The sequence below is a fragment of the Paenibacillus sp. JT22N12 genome (genome assembly GCF_056269365.1).
In genome coordinates this window covers 750,433-767,147 of sequence record NZ_JBWDNU010000001.1, presented here as the reverse complement: position 1 = coordinate 767,147, position 16,715 = coordinate 750,433, and the positions used below count along the sequence as shown (strand labels likewise).

Sequence of the window (16,715 nt, the reverse complement as noted above, 5' to 3'; positions counted from 1 at the left end):
ATGAAAATTTTGATTACAGGCGTAAGCGGATTTATCGGCGAGAGACTGGCCCGAAGGCTGGCCGGAACGCACACGGTTCTGGGAATGGCCCGAAGTCCGATTGAAGAGCCGGCTTCCATGCAATTCGTGCAGGGCTCCTTCGATAATCCGGAGGATTTGCAAAAGCTGGACGGCGAGCAGATCGATGCCGTTATTCATCTGGCCGCCGTGACCGGGGGCTGCTCCGAAGAGGATGGCCTGGCCGTCAATGTGCAGGGCACAAGAAGATTGTACCGGTATCTGATCGGTCAAGGCTGCCGGAGATTTATAACAGCCAGCTCGATTGCGGCGGTGGGATGTCTGGACGCCGGTTTTATTCCCCAACAGCTTCCGATACCTGATGATCACCCGTGCCTGGCCAAGGATGCCTACGGACTGAGCAAAGCTATGGTAGAAGAGGTGACCCGGTATTTCCACCGGATCACGCCGGGGAGCGAGTTCATCAACCTGCGTTTTGGCTCAGTCGTGCCCGACGAGAGCTGGACTCCTCCCGTGATCGGAACGGATACCAGGCTGAATGCTCCGTATGTGCTGCTTGGACGGGTCTTTGCCAGCGATATTGTGGAGGGGCTTGTACGTATCGTGGAGGCGCCGCCTGCAGACAGGGTGCTGAATTGCAATTTTGTCGGTCCCGACAGCGGATCAACCGTCTCATCGATTGAGATGCTGGAGGCGCTGCTTGGGGATCAAGCGGCGGATTTTGATCTTTCCGCGTACAGGGAGCCGGAGGGCAAATATTTGCCTTTGTATGATATGCGCCGGATGAAGCAAGAGTTTGGCTTCTCTCCGGTGAAGCTGACACGGGTTATTGAAGATAACAGCATTGCTGTAATGTCACAGATCGTTGACTTTTGATGTGATCTCGATCACAGGGCATCCCTCGCTTGCTGCCTATAATGGGTTTAGAAAGATCAGCCAAAGCCAAGTGAGGAGAATGCAAGATGCTGAGCAATGAGAGCATAGCTATAATCAAGTCGACGGTACCGGTATTGGAAGTCCATGGAACGGCAATTACGACCCGGTTTTATCAATTATTATTTCTGAACCATCCGGAGCTGCTGAATATCTTCAACCATGCGAACCAGAAAAAGGGGAAACAGCAGGCAGCGCTTGCCAATGCGGTATATGCCGCGGCGCTTCATATTGACCATCTGGAGAACATTCTCCCGGCGGTCAGACAAATTTCGCACAAGCACCGCAGCCTGGGCGTACAGCCGGAGCATTACCAGGTCGTGGGAAAATATTTGCTGGCTGCGATCAAGGAGGTGCTCGGAGCTGCTGCGACAGACGATATTTTGCAAGCCTGGTCTGAAGCCTACGGCATGATTGCGGACGCCTTCATCGGCGTGGAACAAGCGATGGTTGAAGAGACGAAGGCGCAGGTTGGAGGCTGGGAGGGGTTCAGACCCTTCCTAGTGGAAAGCAAGGTGAAAGAAAGCGAAATCATCACCTCATTATATCTGGTTCCCCGGGACGGGGGTGCCATTGCAGCTTTTGAGCCCGGGCAGTATGTCAGCATCAAGACGGATGCCCAGGAAGACGGGTTTACGCATATTCGCCAATACAGCCTGTCCGATGCGCCGGGGAAACCCTATTACCGGATCTCCGTAAAGCGTGAGGATGCCAATAAGGACCGGCCAGCAGGTAAGGTTTCCGTGATGCTGCATCAGTCGCTCCAGGAAGGGGATGTGCTGTGGCTGTCGGCCCCGGCCGGGGATTTTACACTGGACCGCGAGGACCGGCGCCCTGTGGTGCTCATCAGCGGGGGCGTTGGGCTGACGCCGTTGATCAGCATGCTTAATACCTTGGTGCACCGTGATCCGCAGCGTCAGGTCACGTTCATCCATGCCGCATTAAACGGGGACGTTCATGCCATGAAGGAGCATGTCTCGGAGCTCGCCCGCCGTCATCCGCAGCTGACGGTTCACTATTGCTATCGCCAGCCGACGGGGCGGGACAGGGAATCGCAGGACTATCACCGTGAAGGCGCTATCGACCTGCCCTGGCTGAAATCCGTTATTCCTACGATGGATGCGGGCTTTTACTTCTGCGGTCCGCAGCCGTTCATGAAGGTGGTGAACCAGGCGTTGACCGCCTGCGGGGTGGGGGCCGATGACAGGCATTATGAGTTTTTTGGACCTTCCGGAAGCCTGGAGGAAACAGATGAGCAAGAGCCTCAATCCGCAGTCAGTTCTTAACGGCCGCCAGCAGCTTGCGCCCGCAGCAGGCGATTGACCGTTTCCCGGCGGAGTCCAATCAATTGGCCGATTTCGTCCTGGGTGAGGACATCCTCCAAAGCCGCCGGGCCAATATAAAGTTCAAACCATTGCTGAAGGCTGCGCAGTTTTTCGGCAGGGGAGGTTTGGGTCAATTGGTCGATCCGCTGCTGCATCATCCGGAGCTTGTTCTGCAGGAGCAGCGCGATATCCAGGCATTTTTGAGGATTTTGCTTCAGGGTATCATACCAGTCCCGGGACGGGATGACGTCGATTTCACAGGTGACCAGTGCGATTGCTGTTCCATGATACTGCTTGTGTGTAATTAAGGAATGATGCGGGATCATTTCATCGGCTACAATAATATTCATGAGGATCGGGCTGCCGTCCTCGTGAATGCGGATAATTTTGAGCAGGCCTTTCCTTACATGATAAAGCGGCCCGGTCTCTCCTTGGCGAAAAAGGGTTTCCCCTTTGTGAAGCAGCATGCCAGTGCTCACCTTCCTCATAACAGAACGCTCAGCGCTTGATTGCGCCGGGCGTTTTTCTTTCTATACTAGTACATATGGACGAAAATAACCAAACTATTGAATGACACCTGAAGCGGACAGGCACAGCATCGATTCCTCAACCCGCCGCGTTTTTGGCTGAAATCATCCGGGGTATTAGTATGTCAGCTCCGATCATGATACATTTAATGGATAAAAGGGGGAGTATGGTGAAGATGGGAAAGCGCTTGTACATCGCCGGATACGGCCTTGCCGCCATTATATCCGTTATCGGTGAATTGATTTGGCTGGGGGACCCGATCCGCTCGGGAGATATCTATTGGATTGACCGGATCGAATGGCTGGTCAACCTGCTGGCGCTGATTCCCCTGCTTTGGCTGCTTGGCGCTGCGGCCGGCATAGCCGCTGAACGCCGCGGGCATCTGTGGCAGCTGGCGCTCAGATTCCTGATCGCAGCCGGCAGTATAGCCTCGGGAATTGCCATCTTTCAGATTCCGAACCATTTGGCAGCCGCGCTGCTGATCATTCTGATTACCCTGCTGCTGACTATGCTCGATATTATCGTCATGGAGAAGCGCCGCGGTGTTCGATGGCTGCGGCGGATCACAGCTTTGCTGGTTACCTTTGTGATAATCGCGGCAGGGTTGTTCTGGCCAACGCCTTACGGGATTACTTCACCGGGTTTTACATTGAATATGAACCGTTTCGCCCATGTGGAGGGCGGTGTGCCCCAAGGCTCCATCGAGGGTGTTCTGGTCATTGACCGCCCGGCTTTTCCAATCGATTGGCTGTACGCAGCCCTGCTTCCCCATATTCAGATCGGGAAAAGGGATACGAGCATCTCGCTTGGCGAGATGCAGCGGGCGGCAAATGACCAGCGGGCCGATGCAAACCAGATCAGCAGCGCGGTGGCGTTCCGGAAGCTTGGAATTGGACGGGGCATCATTCCGACCGGTGTCCAGATTGCACAAGTGATGCCGGAGAGTCCGGCCGAAGGGCAGCTCAAGCCTGGCGATCAGCTGCTGGCGATCGATGGACATCCGGTTCGGTCCGCGGCAGAGCTGACTGCCCGTATGGGGGAAGTGAACCCGGGTGCAGAGGTGGCCGTGAAGCTCAAACGGGACGGGAATACCATGGATGCAGCCGTGAAGACGATGGCCAGCGCAGACGATCCGGAGCGGGCGGTATTCGGCATTCAGGTAGAGGACCGGGTTCAGGCCGATCTGCCGAAGAAAGTTGATTTTCGCTCTTACCTGGTTTACCAGGGAGGTCCTTCGCATGGCGCGATTCTGGCCCTTACGCTGATCAATCAGCTCACGCCCGGCGGTGTGACCTACGGCAATCGGGTAGCGGGTACGGGCACGCTCGACGCGGCAGGTGCGGTCGGGCCTATTGGTGGAATTGAACAGAAGGCTTACGCTGTCGACCAGACGGACGCCGACGTCTTCTTCGTGCCTGCCGGTCAGGAGCAGGATGCGCGCAAAGGGGCGCCGGACCTGAATATTGTGCCTGTTCACACCCTGGATGAGATCCTGAATTGGCTGAAATCACATCCCAGGACCAGTGAATAGTTTCCAGGAACGGTCTCACCGTAACAGTCATAAGCAGATTGTTTACCTCAATATTATTACGCTGATCGTGAACCCTTCAGTTTCTGTCAACATGCAAAAGACGCCTCCAAAACTGCCTTATCGGTGGGATGGGAGCGTCTTTTTTTGCAATTATAAGCGAAATGAACATCCCGTAGACCTTAGCTTATTTCTGAGGGGAAGACATCTGCTTCAGCAGCCCGGGGACGGCTTTAGCCGTTCCTGCTTACTGCGAATTTATGTCAGTGGGAATAGTTAGCAAAGGCAAAAAAGGGCTTTCCGGCCGAAGCGCATCCATAATGGAATCCATCTTGGTGCAAATTATAATTCATATTGCGGTTATAATGAAGACTGCCCATATGCAGGGGCAGTCCTTGATTAATGCTGCCGGGGATGCGCGTCGACATCCACCGGTTCGGGATCGGCAGTCAAATTCCGGGAGAATTCGGTAGAGCGGAGAATAGCGGAGAGGACGCCGGGAAACCGCTGCTCGAGTTCAACGTCCCGAAGCGTCACCAGCCGCTGCGTCCCCTGGCTGCGGACCCGGACCACTCCCGCTTCCCGAAGGGTACGCACATGATGCGACAACGTCGATTTGACAACCGGAGCAGACAGGCCGCCACAGGCCATTTCCCCGTAAATGCTCAATTCCTTCGCAAGGTTCAGCCGGATCGGATCGCTTAAGGCATTAAGGACCGACGACAGCTGTATATCTTCGGGCTCAGGATGGAATAAATATTTCATGGCAACGGCCACCTTTCATATAGAAGAGGATTGATCATGATCAAGCGTTCGAATAAATCAATACTTGAATGATACCATATTCCCATGCTATATTTCTATTGTTCGTTAATTATCGAACTTTACATAAAGGATGACCTTTATGAAATCAGACTGCCCGTCTAGAGGGCGGCTGAGCGAATTGGAGAAGAGAACCAATCTGGAGGTGGGTTTGACATGTCACAGACAAGTGCACCGGCAGAAGCGGAGACGATCACGCCTCGGACAATGCCGGATGAAGAGGCCCAGGCACAAATGGGCAAGCGGGTTTTTAATGAAAAATGGACGGTGCCGCTGCTGGCATTGACGGTTATGATTGTCATTATGAATACGATGATGTTCAATCTGGCCCTGCCTTCCATTACGCTGCAATTCGAGCTTACGGCAACTGTAGCCTCATGGATCGTAACGGGATACTCCATCGTATTTGCCATATCGTCCATCACCTACAGCCGGCTTTCGGATTTTGTTCCATTACGGACGCTCTTTACCATCGGTTTATTATTATTGGGCCTGGCGTCGCTCATTGGTTTGTTCAGCAGCAGCTTTCCCGTGCTGCTTCTTGCCAGACTGTTGCAAGCCTCCGGCGCGGGCTCCATTCTCAGTATGTCCATTATTCTGATAACCCGCAACGTTCCGGAGCAGCGAAGGGGAAAAGCGATTTCGTTCGTCATATCCTCAAGCTCGCTCGGCTTTGGTCTTGGTCCGGTGCTGGGCGGCGCAATTATGCAATTCTGGGGCTGGAATGACTTATTTGGGGTCACAGCGCTGGTGCTGCCCCTAATTCCGCTGTACCTGATTCTGCTGCCGCGGGAGAAGGCGGGGAGCGGCACATTCGATGCATGGGGCGCTCTGCTGACGGGTATTGGAACAACGGGCCTGCTGCTGTTTTTGACGACGCAAAGATGGGAAATGCTTGTTATCGGCCTTGTTGCAGTAGGATTGTTCATTCTGCGCATCCGGAGCGCCAGCAATCCGTTCGTCGCTCCATCCTTATTCGGCAACCGTCCATATCTGAGCCTCGCGGCGCTTGGCATGGCTTCCTATATGAACAATTTCGCGGTGCTGTTTCTGATGCCGCAAATTCTGGTGCATCTGTTTGGTCTGTCTTCCCTGCAATCCGGACTGATTATATTTCCCGGGGCCATTCTCTCGATGCTTGCTGCCAGAAGCATCGGCCGGATAATCGACCGCCAGGGCAACGGTGTCATGCTGCGGTTCGGACCGTGGCTGCTGACGGCCTCCGCCATTTTGCTGGCTGTACTGGCCGTTCATGCTTATGTAGCTATTCTGATCATCTATATTCCGCTCAGTCTCGCCGTGTCTGCCCTGACCGCAGGAGTTTCCAACGAGATGTCCGTGCTGCTGACGGGAGGGGAAGTCGGAGCAGGCATGGGATTATTCCAGCTGGCCCAGTTCTTCAGCGGGGCGCTGACAACAGCCATTATCGGGACCGCCCTCGTGTGGATGGGCTCGCTGCCGCTCTCGCAGGCCTATACCGATATCTTCTGGGGAATGTCGCTCGTGTCGGCTCTCGGTGTTCTGTTTTCGTTCCTGTACCTGAGACAGCGCGGAGGCAGGCGGCAGAGAAAAGCAGCTGCAGCGTGAAGGAGCAACTCGCCCTGGACGATTGTCAGGTCTGAAAAACAAAAATCCCCGCCGGTTTCTGTTTCTGCCGGCGGGGATTTTTTGCGGACACGGAACTATTTTACACAGCTGTTATTAAGGCTGTTGTTTCCCTGGCTTTCGTTTTCCATTCCAGCGTCTGGCTGATTACTTGCGTGAATGCGGGCTGATGCAGCGTCGGAATCACCCATACGGTCTTATCCTGGATAGCCGATCTGGGGAGACGATAGTGATGCTTGTGGATGTTTTCTTCATACGGCTCCTCAGCATGACTGAGGCGCAGTGCAAGGCGGAAATGTCCGATGACCTTGAATTGATCGCAGAATTCGGAGGACTCGGCAGCCATCCAATGAATGAATTCCACATGCTCGACCTTGAGCAATCTTTTCATTCCCTGATCGTTCACCAGCTGGATCCGATCCAGACTGATCGTCTCTTCATTGAGTTGAAAACGGGCCATGTCGAGGGCATGTGCTTTGCTTTTCGCCTTTACCAGATAAGAAACGGTCACATTCAGCGCTGCGTGCTCCATCATTTCATTTTTCATCATCGTGTGGACAACAAACTCCTTCGGCTGCGTATATTTTTTGATCCGCTGTTCATTCTATATAACTATGCCTGAAAAGTTTGCTGTATTCTGGATCATGATTATAACTTTTTTTGTCATTAAACACGGGAAAATGTTCAGAGTTCCGCTGCCGTAACGGAAAAAGGTTATTTCCCGCGTTTGGTAAGCTCAGCCAAGCTGTCCCACTGCTCCTTCGTAACACCGCTTAGCCCGTTGAATTCACCGGCTCCCTGCAGCCATTCACCGCCGTCAATCGTGATCACCTCGCCATTAATGTATCCGGCATATTCAGAGATCAGGAACGCCGCAAGATTCGCGAGCTCATCCGGCTCTCCGGCCCGCTTCAAGGGAACGCGGCCAATCAGCTTTTCCGCGAGCTCTGGCGTGGGGGAAAGCTTCGACCAGGCGGCTTCCGTGGGAAAGGGTCCCGGAGCAATAGCAACCTGGCGGATGCCGTAGCGGGCCCACTCCACCGCAAGGGAGCGGGTGAGGGCAAGTACGCCGGCTTTGGCCGCTGCGGACGGAACGACATAGCCCGAGCCGGTGGAAGCGTAAGTGGTCACAATATTCAGCATCGTGCCGCCGATCCCCTGTTCAATCCAGCGTTTTCCAACTTCCAGCGTCATATAGAAGGTGCCGTGCAGCACAATATTCAAGACAGCGTCCACCGCGCGCGGGGACAGACGCTCTGTCGGGCTAATGAAATTTCCCGCCGCATTATTGACAAGCACGTCGATACGGCCGAACCGCTGCTCCACCGCATCGACAAGCTCATGGATTTGAGCCGGGTCCCGCACATCGCAGCTTTTATGGAAAACCTCGCCGCCCATCGCGGTCATGTCTGCCGCAGCCGTCCGCAAAACCTCTTCCCGGCGGCCGGCTATTGCAAGCTTGGCCCCGAGTGAGAGAAACTTCTCGCCCATCGCGCGGCCCAGGCCGGTAGCGCCGCCGGTGATCAGAACGACTTTGCCGGCCAGAAGGTCTTTATCGAATGGTCCCATCACGTCAGCCCAATGCCTTCCGGAATTCCTCGGTCAATAGCGGAACAACCTCGAACAAATCACCCACAATTCCGTAATCCGCCACTTTAAAGATTGGGGCTTCCGGGTCCTTGTTGATCGCAACAATGACCCGCGATTGGCTCATCCCGGCCAGATGCTGGATCGCCCCGCTGATGCCGCATGCAATATAGATTTCGGGCGTGACTACCTTGCCGGTCTGACCGATTTGCAGCGCGTAATCGCAGTAACCGGCATCGCAGGCTCCGCGCGATGCGCCGACCGCGCCGTTCAGGACGCCAGCCAGCTCTTCAAGCGGCTTGAAGCCATCGCGGCTTTTGACGCCGCGCCCGCCGGACACGACGATTTTCGCCTCGGTCAGATCGATTTTGCCGCCGGTTTGTCTGACAACATCCTGTACGATCGTTCGCAATGATGAGGAAGGTGCATAATCGGCCTTGACTATCTGCGCCGGTTGCGGGGATGAGGAGGGAGGCAGTGCAGGGAAATTGTTCGGGCGGACCGTGACGACCCAGGGGTAACCGTTAAACCGTTTCTTCTCGAATGCTTTGCCGGCATAGATCGCTCTGGTGAAAACTGTATCCTCGCCGGTACCAGTAAGCATAATCACATCGGAAAGCTGGCCCGCTTGAAGCTTCGCTCCCAAGGCAGGCGCTAGGTCGCGTCCCAGAGCGGTATGACCCAGGAACACCGCGTCGGGGCAGATATTTTCTATGACGGGAAGAAGAGCCGCCGTATAAGCCTCAGGGTTGTAATGCTGCAGACCTGCATGCTCAATCAGATGAATTTCGGATAAAGGGTAGGCGGACAGCTCATTTGCCATGGAATCAAGTCCGCTTCCGATGAGGACAGCGGTCATCCGGTCCCCGTCTGCGGCTGAGCTTGCAGCGGCTTGAAGCGCCTCCAGCGTCACTTGACGAATTTTTCCTTCCCTGTGCTCCGCAACAATCAAATATGTTCTGCCCATTAATGAATTCCTCCTTCGCTGTGGAGCATCCGGACGAGCTCGGCCGCCTGCTCCGGCAGCTCGCCCTGCAGAATCCGGCCAACTGCCCTCGCCGGAGGAAGGCTCAGATCGATCCGCAATGTTTTCGGCGCCAGCTGCTCAGGGGTGATTCCAAGATCATCCAGCGTGAGCTGCCAAAAAGGTTTCTTCTTTGCTTTCATAATGCCGGGGAGGGAGGGGTAACGGGGTTCATTCAGACCCTGCTGCGCCGTGAACAGCGCGGGAAGGGAGATCTCGATCAGCTCAAGATCGCCTTCGGCATCCCGCTCTGCTTTTGCGTTCCGGTCCGATAGGGCAAGGCTGGTGATGGAAGATACATGGGGAATGCCAAGCAGTCCGGCAAGACGGATAGCAACCTGCCCTGCGCCATTGTCCACGGAGAAGTTGCCGCCCAGGATAAGGTCGTACGATTGACCGGCAAAATAGGCAGAAAGCACGGACGAGATTGAATACTCGTCAGCTGGAATGCGCTCATCGCAGACCAGGACGGCCTCATCCGCCCCCATGGCAAGAGCGGTTCGCAGCGCCTCGGCGCTCCGCTGCGGGCCTACGGAAACGGCAACAACAAGCCCGCCTTCCTGCTCCTTGATCCGGATGGCTTCCTCAACCGCGTACTCGTCATAGGGGTTTATGACAAATTTCACCCCATCCTCGGATATCCTGCCGTCCTGAATGGTGATTGTCTCCTCGGTATCGAAGGTTTGCTTCAGAATCACATACACATTCATTAGGGATGCTCCTCTCCAATTTGCGAAAATGGGCAGATCGTTTAAGGGCGCAGCGCCATCAAAAAGAACTCTACAGACTTATTCACCTGGGCGCTGAGGGAATACTTCCGGCCGGAAATAAGCCAGGAGGTAACGGCTTCGTCCATGGCGCCGAATATGAGCAGGCGCGTCAATTTAACGTCCAGTTCTTTGCGGAAGGTTCCTTCCTCCATGCCTTGAATCAGAACGGTTTCAATCAATTGAATATACGGTTTGACCGCCTGGCCGATCGATTTGCGAAGCTCAAGGGAGCTTTGGCGGAGCTCAATCTGGGTGACATAAGCCAGATCCGGATTTTTCTCAAGCTCGGTATAATGAAGCTCGCAAATTTTACGGATCGCATCGGCTGCGGTTGCGGAGTCCGCAACGCTTTCTTTGAGCTTGCCGATGAGCTCGCCAAGACGCTCTCGGAAAAGCGACACAAGTATATCTTCTTTACTTTTGAAATATAAATATATGGTTCCATCCGCAACGCCGGCTTCACGGGCGATCTTCGATACCTGGGAGCCGTGAAAGCCGGTCTCGGCGAACACCTTGACGGCGGCGCCGATAATCCTTTCGAATTTATCCATTTTTTTACTTGTCATGCATTCACCCCGATGCTAGAATCTAAACAAAACTGAATGAATCGTCATTCATTTTCTGGTTCCATCTTATGAAATCCTTCGCGTATTGTCAACGCCTGAGAACATAAGATTTTTTTGAAGCCCGATTCTAAGCGCTTACATCCATAACTATGCGAAAGGACGTGTGCTCATGTTCTGGTCGTGGCTGCATTATCTTTTATTTTTGACTGTTGTCGGGGCTGCCCTTTCTTTCTTTTACAGAGCGGTTTATCACCGTTATTTGTATGTGAAGCTGGGGCAGCCGGAGAACCGTCCTTTTGACTGGAAAAGCAGGGTGGGGGATCTTGTTTCCCAGGCTCTGGGTCACCGCGTACTCCTGAAGGACCGGAGGAGCGGGATCATGCACCTGATTATTTTTTACGGCTTTATTATTTTGCAGTTCGGGGCGCTTGATCTGATCTACACGGGGCTGTCCGGGGGGCACCCGCTTCCGATTCCCGGTCACGCCGTCTTTGGGCTATCGCAGGAAGTCACCGTTCTGCTTATTCTGCTCGCGACCGGTTACGCCGCTTATCGGAGATACGGCGAGAAGCTGAAGCGGCTGAAGAAGGACTGGAAGCCGAGCATCGTTTTGTTTCTGATTTTTTTTCTGATGCTGTCGGTTCTGCTCAGTCTTGGGTTTCACCGCGTTTGGCTTGGTTATGAAGCTTCCGCTTATGCACCGGCATCCTCATTAATCGCAGAGCTTGCGTCCGGAATTACGCCGGGGGCGGCCAAGGCTGTATTCTTCCTGTTCTGGTGGGCGCATCTGATCATTCTGCTTGCATTCCTTGTCTATATTCCGCAATCCAAGCACTTTCATCTCATTACCGCACCGATCAATCTGTTTCTTGGCCGCAGCCGGCCTCCGGGAAGACTGCGCAAGCTTGATCTGGAGGATGAGGAGGCAGAAGCGTTCGGCGTTGGCAAAATCGAAGATTTTACCCGCAAGCAGATGCTGGATTTCTATGCCTGTGTGGAATGCGGGCGCTGCACGAATGTCTGTCCGGCCTCAAATACCGGCAAAGCGCTGTCCCCGATGCATCTGATCGTGAAGCTCCGCGACCATCTGACGGAGAAGGGCGCAGCAATCACCTCCAAATCGCCTTGGGTGCCAGCTTTCGCCTTCCCGGCAGGAGGAGGAGCCCATGCCGTTGCCGCAGGCGGACAGGAAGGAGAGCAGCCGCGCTTCATGATGGATACGGCCGAAATAACGGATATCTCCCCGACCATGGACTGGCATAAAGAAAGCTGGCAGCACTCGGAGAAGAAGCCGGAGGAGCTGGCATTGATCGGCGACGTAATGACGGAGGAGGAGATATGGGCCTGCACAACCTGCCGCAACTGCGAGGATCAATGCCCCGTGGGCAACGAGCATGTGGATAAAATCATCGATTTGCGCCGTCATCTTGTGCTCATGGAAGGGAGCATCCCCCAGGAAGGTCAGCGCGCCATGCAAAACATCGAGCGGCAGGGGAATCCATGGGGAATCAGCCGCAGCGAGCGAAGCAGATGGGTGGAGGAGCTTGCAGGGATAGCCGTCCCGACGGTTAAGGATGCGCCGGATTTCGAGCTGCTTTTCTTTGTCGGCTCCATGGGCTCTTACGATAACCGCTCCCGCAAGATTACCCGCGCGCTGGTCCGGCTCATGCACAAGGCAGGCATCCGTTTTGCCATTCTCGGCAATGAGGAGAAGAATTCAGGCGATACGCCGCGCAGGATGGGCAATGAGCTGCTGTTCCAGCAGCTATGCGCCGAGAATATAGAAACCTTCCGCAAATACGGCGTCAAACGGATTGTCACCGCCTGTCCTCATACCTTCAATACGCTCAAGAATGAATATCCCGAATTCGGGATGGAGGGGGTAGAGGTGCTTCACCATACGCAGCTTCTTGACGAGCTGATTCGTACCGGTATCCTGAAGCCGGAGTATGCTGTGCATGAACGGATTACTTACCATGATTCCTGTTATCTGGGCCGCTACAACAATGTTTACGACCAGCCGCGGAACATTCTGCGGGCGATTCCTGGCGTGGAGCTGATGGAGATGGAGCGTTCGCGGGAGAACGGGATGTGCTGCGGAGCGGGCGGGGGCATGATGTGGATGGAAGAGACCGCGGGCAAGCGGGTGAATTTGGCCAGGGTCGAGCAGGCGCTCGTAACCAGGCCGACGCTTATCAGCAGCGCCTGTCCATTCTGCCTCACGATGCTGGAGGACGGCACCAAGCAGAAGGAGGCGGATGAGCATATAAAGGCGCGGGATATCGCGGAAATTCTGGAGCTGGCCGTTTTCGGGCCTGTGTCTCACCAGACTTTGTTGAATCAGTGACCAAAACTCTATAAGGAGGCAGAGAACATATGACAGCCAACATCACCAAAGCCGCCGTTATCGGCTCCGGCGTTATGGGCGCAAGCATAGCGGCACATCTGGCCAATGCCGGCCTATCCGTCCTGCTGCTTGATATCGTTCCGACCCTATTGACGCCGGAGGAGGAGGCCCGCGGCTTGACGCTTGCGCAGCCGCAGGTCCGCAGCCGGCTGGCGGCAGGCGCGCTGGCGAAGCTCGCGGGGATCAAACCGTCCCCGCTGTATGATGATTCCTTGGCGAGCCTGATAACACCCGGGAACATCGACGATCATCTGGACCGGATCGGGGAAGTGGACTGGGTCATTGAGGTCGTTGTGGAGAATCTGGCCATCAAGCAGGAGCTGCTGCGGGAGATTGAAAGCCGGTGGAAGCCGGGAATCATCGTCAGCTCCAACACATCGGGCATCTCCATTCATGCGATGGCGGAAGGCCGTTCCGAGGCGTTCAAGAGCCATTTTCTCGGCACTCATTTCTTTAATCCTCCCCGGTACATGAAGCTGCTGGAGGTTATTCCGGGTGAAAGCACCGATCCCGATATTGTGAGCAGGATTGTGGAATGCGGGGAAAGAACGCTTGGCAAAGGGGTCGTCATTGCGAAGGATACGCCTAATTTTATCGCCAACCGGATTGGAACCTATGGTCTGCTTGCGGCGATGCAGATTATGGAGGAGAAAGGCTTTTCCGTCGATGAAGTGGATGCCGTGACCGGTCCGGCGATGGGACGGCCCAAGAGCGCCACTTTCCGGACGCTTGACCTGGTCGGGCTGGATACCTTCGTGCATGTGGCCAATAACGTGGCGGAGAGAACGGACAGCCAAGCGGAGAAGACAGCTTTTGCGCTGCCGCAGGTATTGAAGGTTATGGTGGAGCGCGGCTGGATCGGCGAGAAAGCGGGAGGGGGCTTTTACAAGAAAATCAAGGGGGAACAGGGCAGTGAGATCCTGTCGCTCGATCTGGGCACGATGACGTATGCCAAGAGCAGGAGGATAACCTCCGCTTCTCTGGAAGCGGCAAGAGCTGCCAAAGGAGCCGGCAGCAAGACGAAGGCGCTGCTTGGCGGGAAGGACCGCTACTCCGGCTTGGCATGGGAGATTCTGAAGCAGACGCTTGTGTATGCCGCCGATAGGGCCAATGAAATTGCAGGCTCGATTGCCGATGTCGACAAGGCGATGAAATGGGGCTTCAGCTGGGAGCGGGGGCCATTCGAATTGTGGGATGAGATCGGCCTCATTCCATCCGCTGCCCGTATGGAAGCCGAAGGGACGGCTGTTCCCGCCTGGGTGAAGGATTGGATTGCGGCGGGCAACAGCTCCTTCTATCGGCGGGAAGCGGGAGCATCTTTCTATGTTCATGAAGGACGGTACCGCCAGGAAGAGCAGCCTCCGGAAATCATTTCGCTTGCCCGCCTCAAGCAGCAGAACAGGGTGATCCTGGGGAACAGCGGAGCCAGTCTGATCGATGTGGGCAGCGGAGTGGCTTGTCTGGAATTCCATTCGCCGAACAATGCGATTGGCGCTGACATCCTGATGATGATCCAGCAAACCGTGGAAGAGGTCCGCCGCAATTATGATGCGCTGATTATTGCCAACGAAGGGCGCAACTTCTGCGTCGGAGCCAATATTATGCTGCTTCTGATGGAAGCGCAGGATGAGGAATGGGATGAGGTCGATCATATCATCCGGCTGTTCCAGGACACGATGATGAAGCTCAAGCATTTTGAGAAGCCGGTTGTTGCCGCGCCGCATCGCATGACACTCGGGGGAGGCGTCGAGGTCTGTCTGCCGGCGGACGAAGTATGCGCGAATGCGGAAACGTATTACGGACTGGTCGAGGTCGGAGTCGGACTCATACCGGCCGGAGGCGGCTGCAAGGAAATGGCTCTGCGTATCAGCCAGGCTCATCCGCAGCCGGAGATCGATCTTCAGCCTTACATCAATGAGATGTATATGAACATCGGGATGGCGAAGGTCTCTACCAGTGCCCATGACGCGAAGAGGCTGCGGTATTTGCGCCCAAGCGACCGGATTGTCGCCAATCAGGATTATCTGATTCATGAAGCGAAGCAGTCTGCGCTGCGGCTGGCGCAGTCCGGCTATCGGGCAACCCGGCCGGAGAAGATCAGAGTCATCGGCGAAGACGGGAAAGCCGTGCTGAAGCTGGGTGCGATTGCCATGAAGCAGAGCGGAACTATCAGCGACCACGATCTGCTCATTGCGGGGAAGCTGGCCCATGTCATCAGCGGCGGCAGCGTTCCCGCCGGAACAATGGTAACCGAGCAGTATCTGCTGGACCTGGAGCGTGAAGCCTTCCTCAGCCTGTGCGGGGAACCGAAGACGCAGCACCGGATGCAGCATATGCTTGCGAAGGGCAAGGCCCTCCGCAATTAATCCACTTAAGAAGGAAGGTGAGTTCACAAATGAGAGAGGCTGTTATCGTATCCGCTGTACGAACCCCGGTAGGGAAGGCGAAGAAAGGAAGCTTCATTCATACGAGAGCGGAAGACCTGGGGAAAATTGTGCTTCAGGCCGTCATCGACCGCGCTCCAGGCGTGAATAAGGAGGACGTCGAGGATATTATGATCGGCTGTGCGATGCCCGAAGGGGAGCAGGGCTTGAATTTTGCCCGCATCATGTCGCTGTACGCCGGATTTCCTTCAACCGTACCGGCTCTGACCATTAACCGGTTCTGCTCCTCCGGCCTGCAGTCCATCGCATTCGCAGCAGAACGGATCATGACGGGCGGCGCCGATATTGTCATCGCCGGGGGGGTGGAAAGCATGAGCCATGTGCCCATGACGGGCTTCAAGCCATCTCCCCATCCGGCTATCGTGGACGAGATGCCGGAGGTATACATCGCAATGGGCCACACGGCGGAAAATGTTGCCGAGCGGTTCGGTATTTCCAGAGCGGATCAGGATCGTTTTGCGGCGGAAAGCCACCGGAAAGCGGCGGCGGCTCTGGGGTTGGACATTTTCCGGGAAGAGATTATTCCGGTAGCCACATCGATGAGAGGCTTCGGCGAGGACGGGAAATCATGGGTGAGACCGCTTATTCTGGAGAAGGATGAGGGTGTCCGTGCAGATACCACGCCTGAGGGATTGGCAAGGCTGAAGCCTGCCTTCAAGGAGGGCGGCACGGTTACGGCAGGCAACGCCTCCCAGATGAGCGACGGAGCGGCAGCCGTATTGGTGATGAGCAGGGAGAAGGCCGAAGAGCTTGGTCTGAAGCCGCTGGCAGCCTTCAAGTCCTTTGCTCTGGCCGGCGTGGACCCTGAAATCATGGGAGTTGGACCGGTGAAGGCTATTCCGAAAGCACTCCGGCGGGCAGGACTCCGCACATCGGATATCGGTTTATTTGAAATCAATGAAGCCTTCGCATCGCAGTGCCTGCATATAATCAGAGAGCTTGAGCTTGACGAGAAGCTGGTCAATGTGAACGGGGGAGCCATCGCGCTTGGCCATCCGCTGGGATGCACGGGCACGAAGCTTGCAGCAAGCCTTATTTATGAGCTGCGCCGCCGCGGAGGCGGATTTGGCGTGGTCTCCATGTGCATTGGCGGGGGAATGGGCGCGGCGGGCGTATTTGAAGTGTATCCCGAATAACCATAGAAGGGAGATGTGAAAA

Annotated in this window: 14 protein-coding genes; 7 read left to right on the top strand and 7 right to left on the bottom strand. The window is 55.3% G+C overall.

Annotated elements, in window-relative coordinates; translation table 11 throughout:
- Together AC0YOA_RS03180 and hmpA are read left to right on the top strand one after the other, a co-directional pair.
- A complete protein-coding gene (locus AC0YOA_RS03180) occupies positions 1–894 on the top strand; it encodes an NAD-dependent epimerase/dehydratase family protein (RefSeq protein ID WP_475785368.1) in 894 nt (297 codons plus the stop codon).
- Positions 895–980: 86 nt separating this feature from the next.
- Positions 981–2,237, top strand: coding sequence for an NO-inducible flavohemoprotein (gene hmpA, locus AC0YOA_RS03175; protein ID WP_475785367.1), 1,257 nt, complete (start codon positions 981–983; stop codon positions 2,235–2,237).
- Here the strand turns inward: hmpA and AC0YOA_RS03170 are convergent.
- Positions 2,234–2,743, bottom strand: coding sequence for a Crp/Fnr family transcriptional regulator (locus AC0YOA_RS03170; protein ID WP_475785366.1), 510 nt, complete (start codon positions 2,741–2,743; stop codon positions 2,234–2,236). The two genes, hmpA and AC0YOA_RS03170, sit on opposite strands and share 4 nt — an antisense overlap.
- Positions 2,744–2,979: 236 nt before the next feature.
- Here AC0YOA_RS03170 and AC0YOA_RS03165 point away from each other — a divergent pair, with 236 nt between their 5' ends.
- A complete protein-coding gene (locus AC0YOA_RS03165) occupies positions 2,980–4,335 on the top strand; it encodes a PDZ domain-containing protein (RefSeq protein ID WP_475785365.1) in 1,356 nt (451 codons plus the stop codon).
- Positions 4,336–4,731: 396 nt separating this feature from the next.
- Here the strand turns inward: AC0YOA_RS03165 and AC0YOA_RS03160 are convergent, their stop codons facing one another.
- Positions 4,732–5,097, bottom strand: coding sequence for an ArsR/SmtB family transcription factor (locus AC0YOA_RS03160; protein WP_475785364.1), 366 nt, complete (start codon positions 5,095–5,097; stop codon positions 4,732–4,734).
- Between the two features lie 213 nt (positions 5,098–5,310).
- Here AC0YOA_RS03160 and AC0YOA_RS03155 point away from each other — a divergent pair, with 213 nt between their 5' ends.
- Positions 5,311–6,741 (top strand): MFS transporter, encoded by a 1,431-nt coding sequence (locus tag AC0YOA_RS03155; RefSeq protein ID WP_475785363.1) that lies wholly within the window; start codon positions 5,311–5,313, stop codon positions 6,739–6,741.
- A 100-nt stretch (positions 6,742–6,841) separates the two neighbouring features.
- On the opposite strand, the gene AC0YOA_RS03150 is transcribed toward AC0YOA_RS03155, so the two are convergent.
- The 5 genes from AC0YOA_RS03150 to AC0YOA_RS03130 all read right to left on the bottom strand — a co-directional run bounded on the left by AC0YOA_RS03150 (position 6,842) and on the right by AC0YOA_RS03130 (position 10,706).
- The gene (locus AC0YOA_RS03150; RefSeq protein ID WP_475766015.1) at positions 6,842–7,309 is read right to left on the bottom strand and encodes a hypothetical protein; all 468 of its coding nucleotides are present in this window, start codon (positions 7,307–7,309) and stop codon (positions 6,842–6,844) included.
- A 164-nt stretch (positions 7,310–7,473) separates the two neighbouring features.
- Positions 7,474–8,328: an SDR family oxidoreductase gene (locus AC0YOA_RS03145; protein WP_475785792.1), complete on the bottom strand. Its 855-nt coding sequence runs from the start codon at positions 8,326–8,328 to the stop codon at positions 7,474–7,476.
- A gap of 4 nt (positions 8,329–8,332) precedes the next feature.
- The gene (locus AC0YOA_RS03140; RefSeq protein ID WP_475785362.1) at positions 8,333–9,313 is read right to left on the bottom strand and encodes an electron transfer flavoprotein subunit alpha/FixB family protein; all 981 of its coding nucleotides are present in this window, start codon (positions 9,311–9,313) and stop codon (positions 8,333–8,335) included.
- Positions 9,313–10,080, bottom strand: a complete 768-nt coding sequence (locus tag AC0YOA_RS03135; protein ID WP_475785361.1) for an electron transfer flavoprotein subunit beta/FixA family protein — start codon at positions 10,078–10,080, stop codon at positions 9,313–9,315. Before AC0YOA_RS03135 ends, AC0YOA_RS03140 begins: the two co-directional genes overlap by 1 nt.
- 41 nt (positions 10,081–10,121) lie before the next feature.
- Positions 10,122–10,706, bottom strand: a complete 585-nt coding sequence (locus tag AC0YOA_RS03130) for a TetR/AcrR family transcriptional regulator (RefSeq protein ID WP_475785360.1) — start codon at positions 10,704–10,706, stop codon at positions 10,122–10,124.
- 169 nt (positions 10,707–10,875) lie between these two features.
- Here AC0YOA_RS03130 and AC0YOA_RS03125 point away from each other — a divergent pair, with 169 nt between their 5' ends.
- The 3 genes from AC0YOA_RS03125 to AC0YOA_RS03115 are packed head-to-tail and all read left to right on the top strand — an operon-like array spanning position 10,876 to position 16,693.
- Positions 10,876–13,053, top strand: coding sequence for a heterodisulfide reductase-related iron-sulfur binding cluster (locus tag AC0YOA_RS03125; protein WP_475785359.1), 2,178 nt, complete (start codon positions 10,876–10,878; stop codon positions 13,051–13,053).
- Positions 13,054–13,082: 29 nt separating this feature from the next.
- Entirely contained in the window at positions 13,083–15,479 is a 2,397-nt protein-coding gene (locus AC0YOA_RS03120) for a 3-hydroxyacyl-CoA dehydrogenase/enoyl-CoA hydratase family protein (protein WP_475785358.1), read from the top strand.
- Between the two features lie 29 nt (positions 15,480–15,508).
- The gene (locus AC0YOA_RS03115; RefSeq protein ID WP_475785357.1) at positions 15,509–16,693 is read left to right on the top strand and encodes an acetyl-CoA C-acyltransferase; all 1,185 of its coding nucleotides are present in this window, start codon (positions 15,509–15,511) and stop codon (positions 16,691–16,693) included.
- The last annotated feature ends 22 nt before the right edge of the window (positions 16,694–16,715 follow it).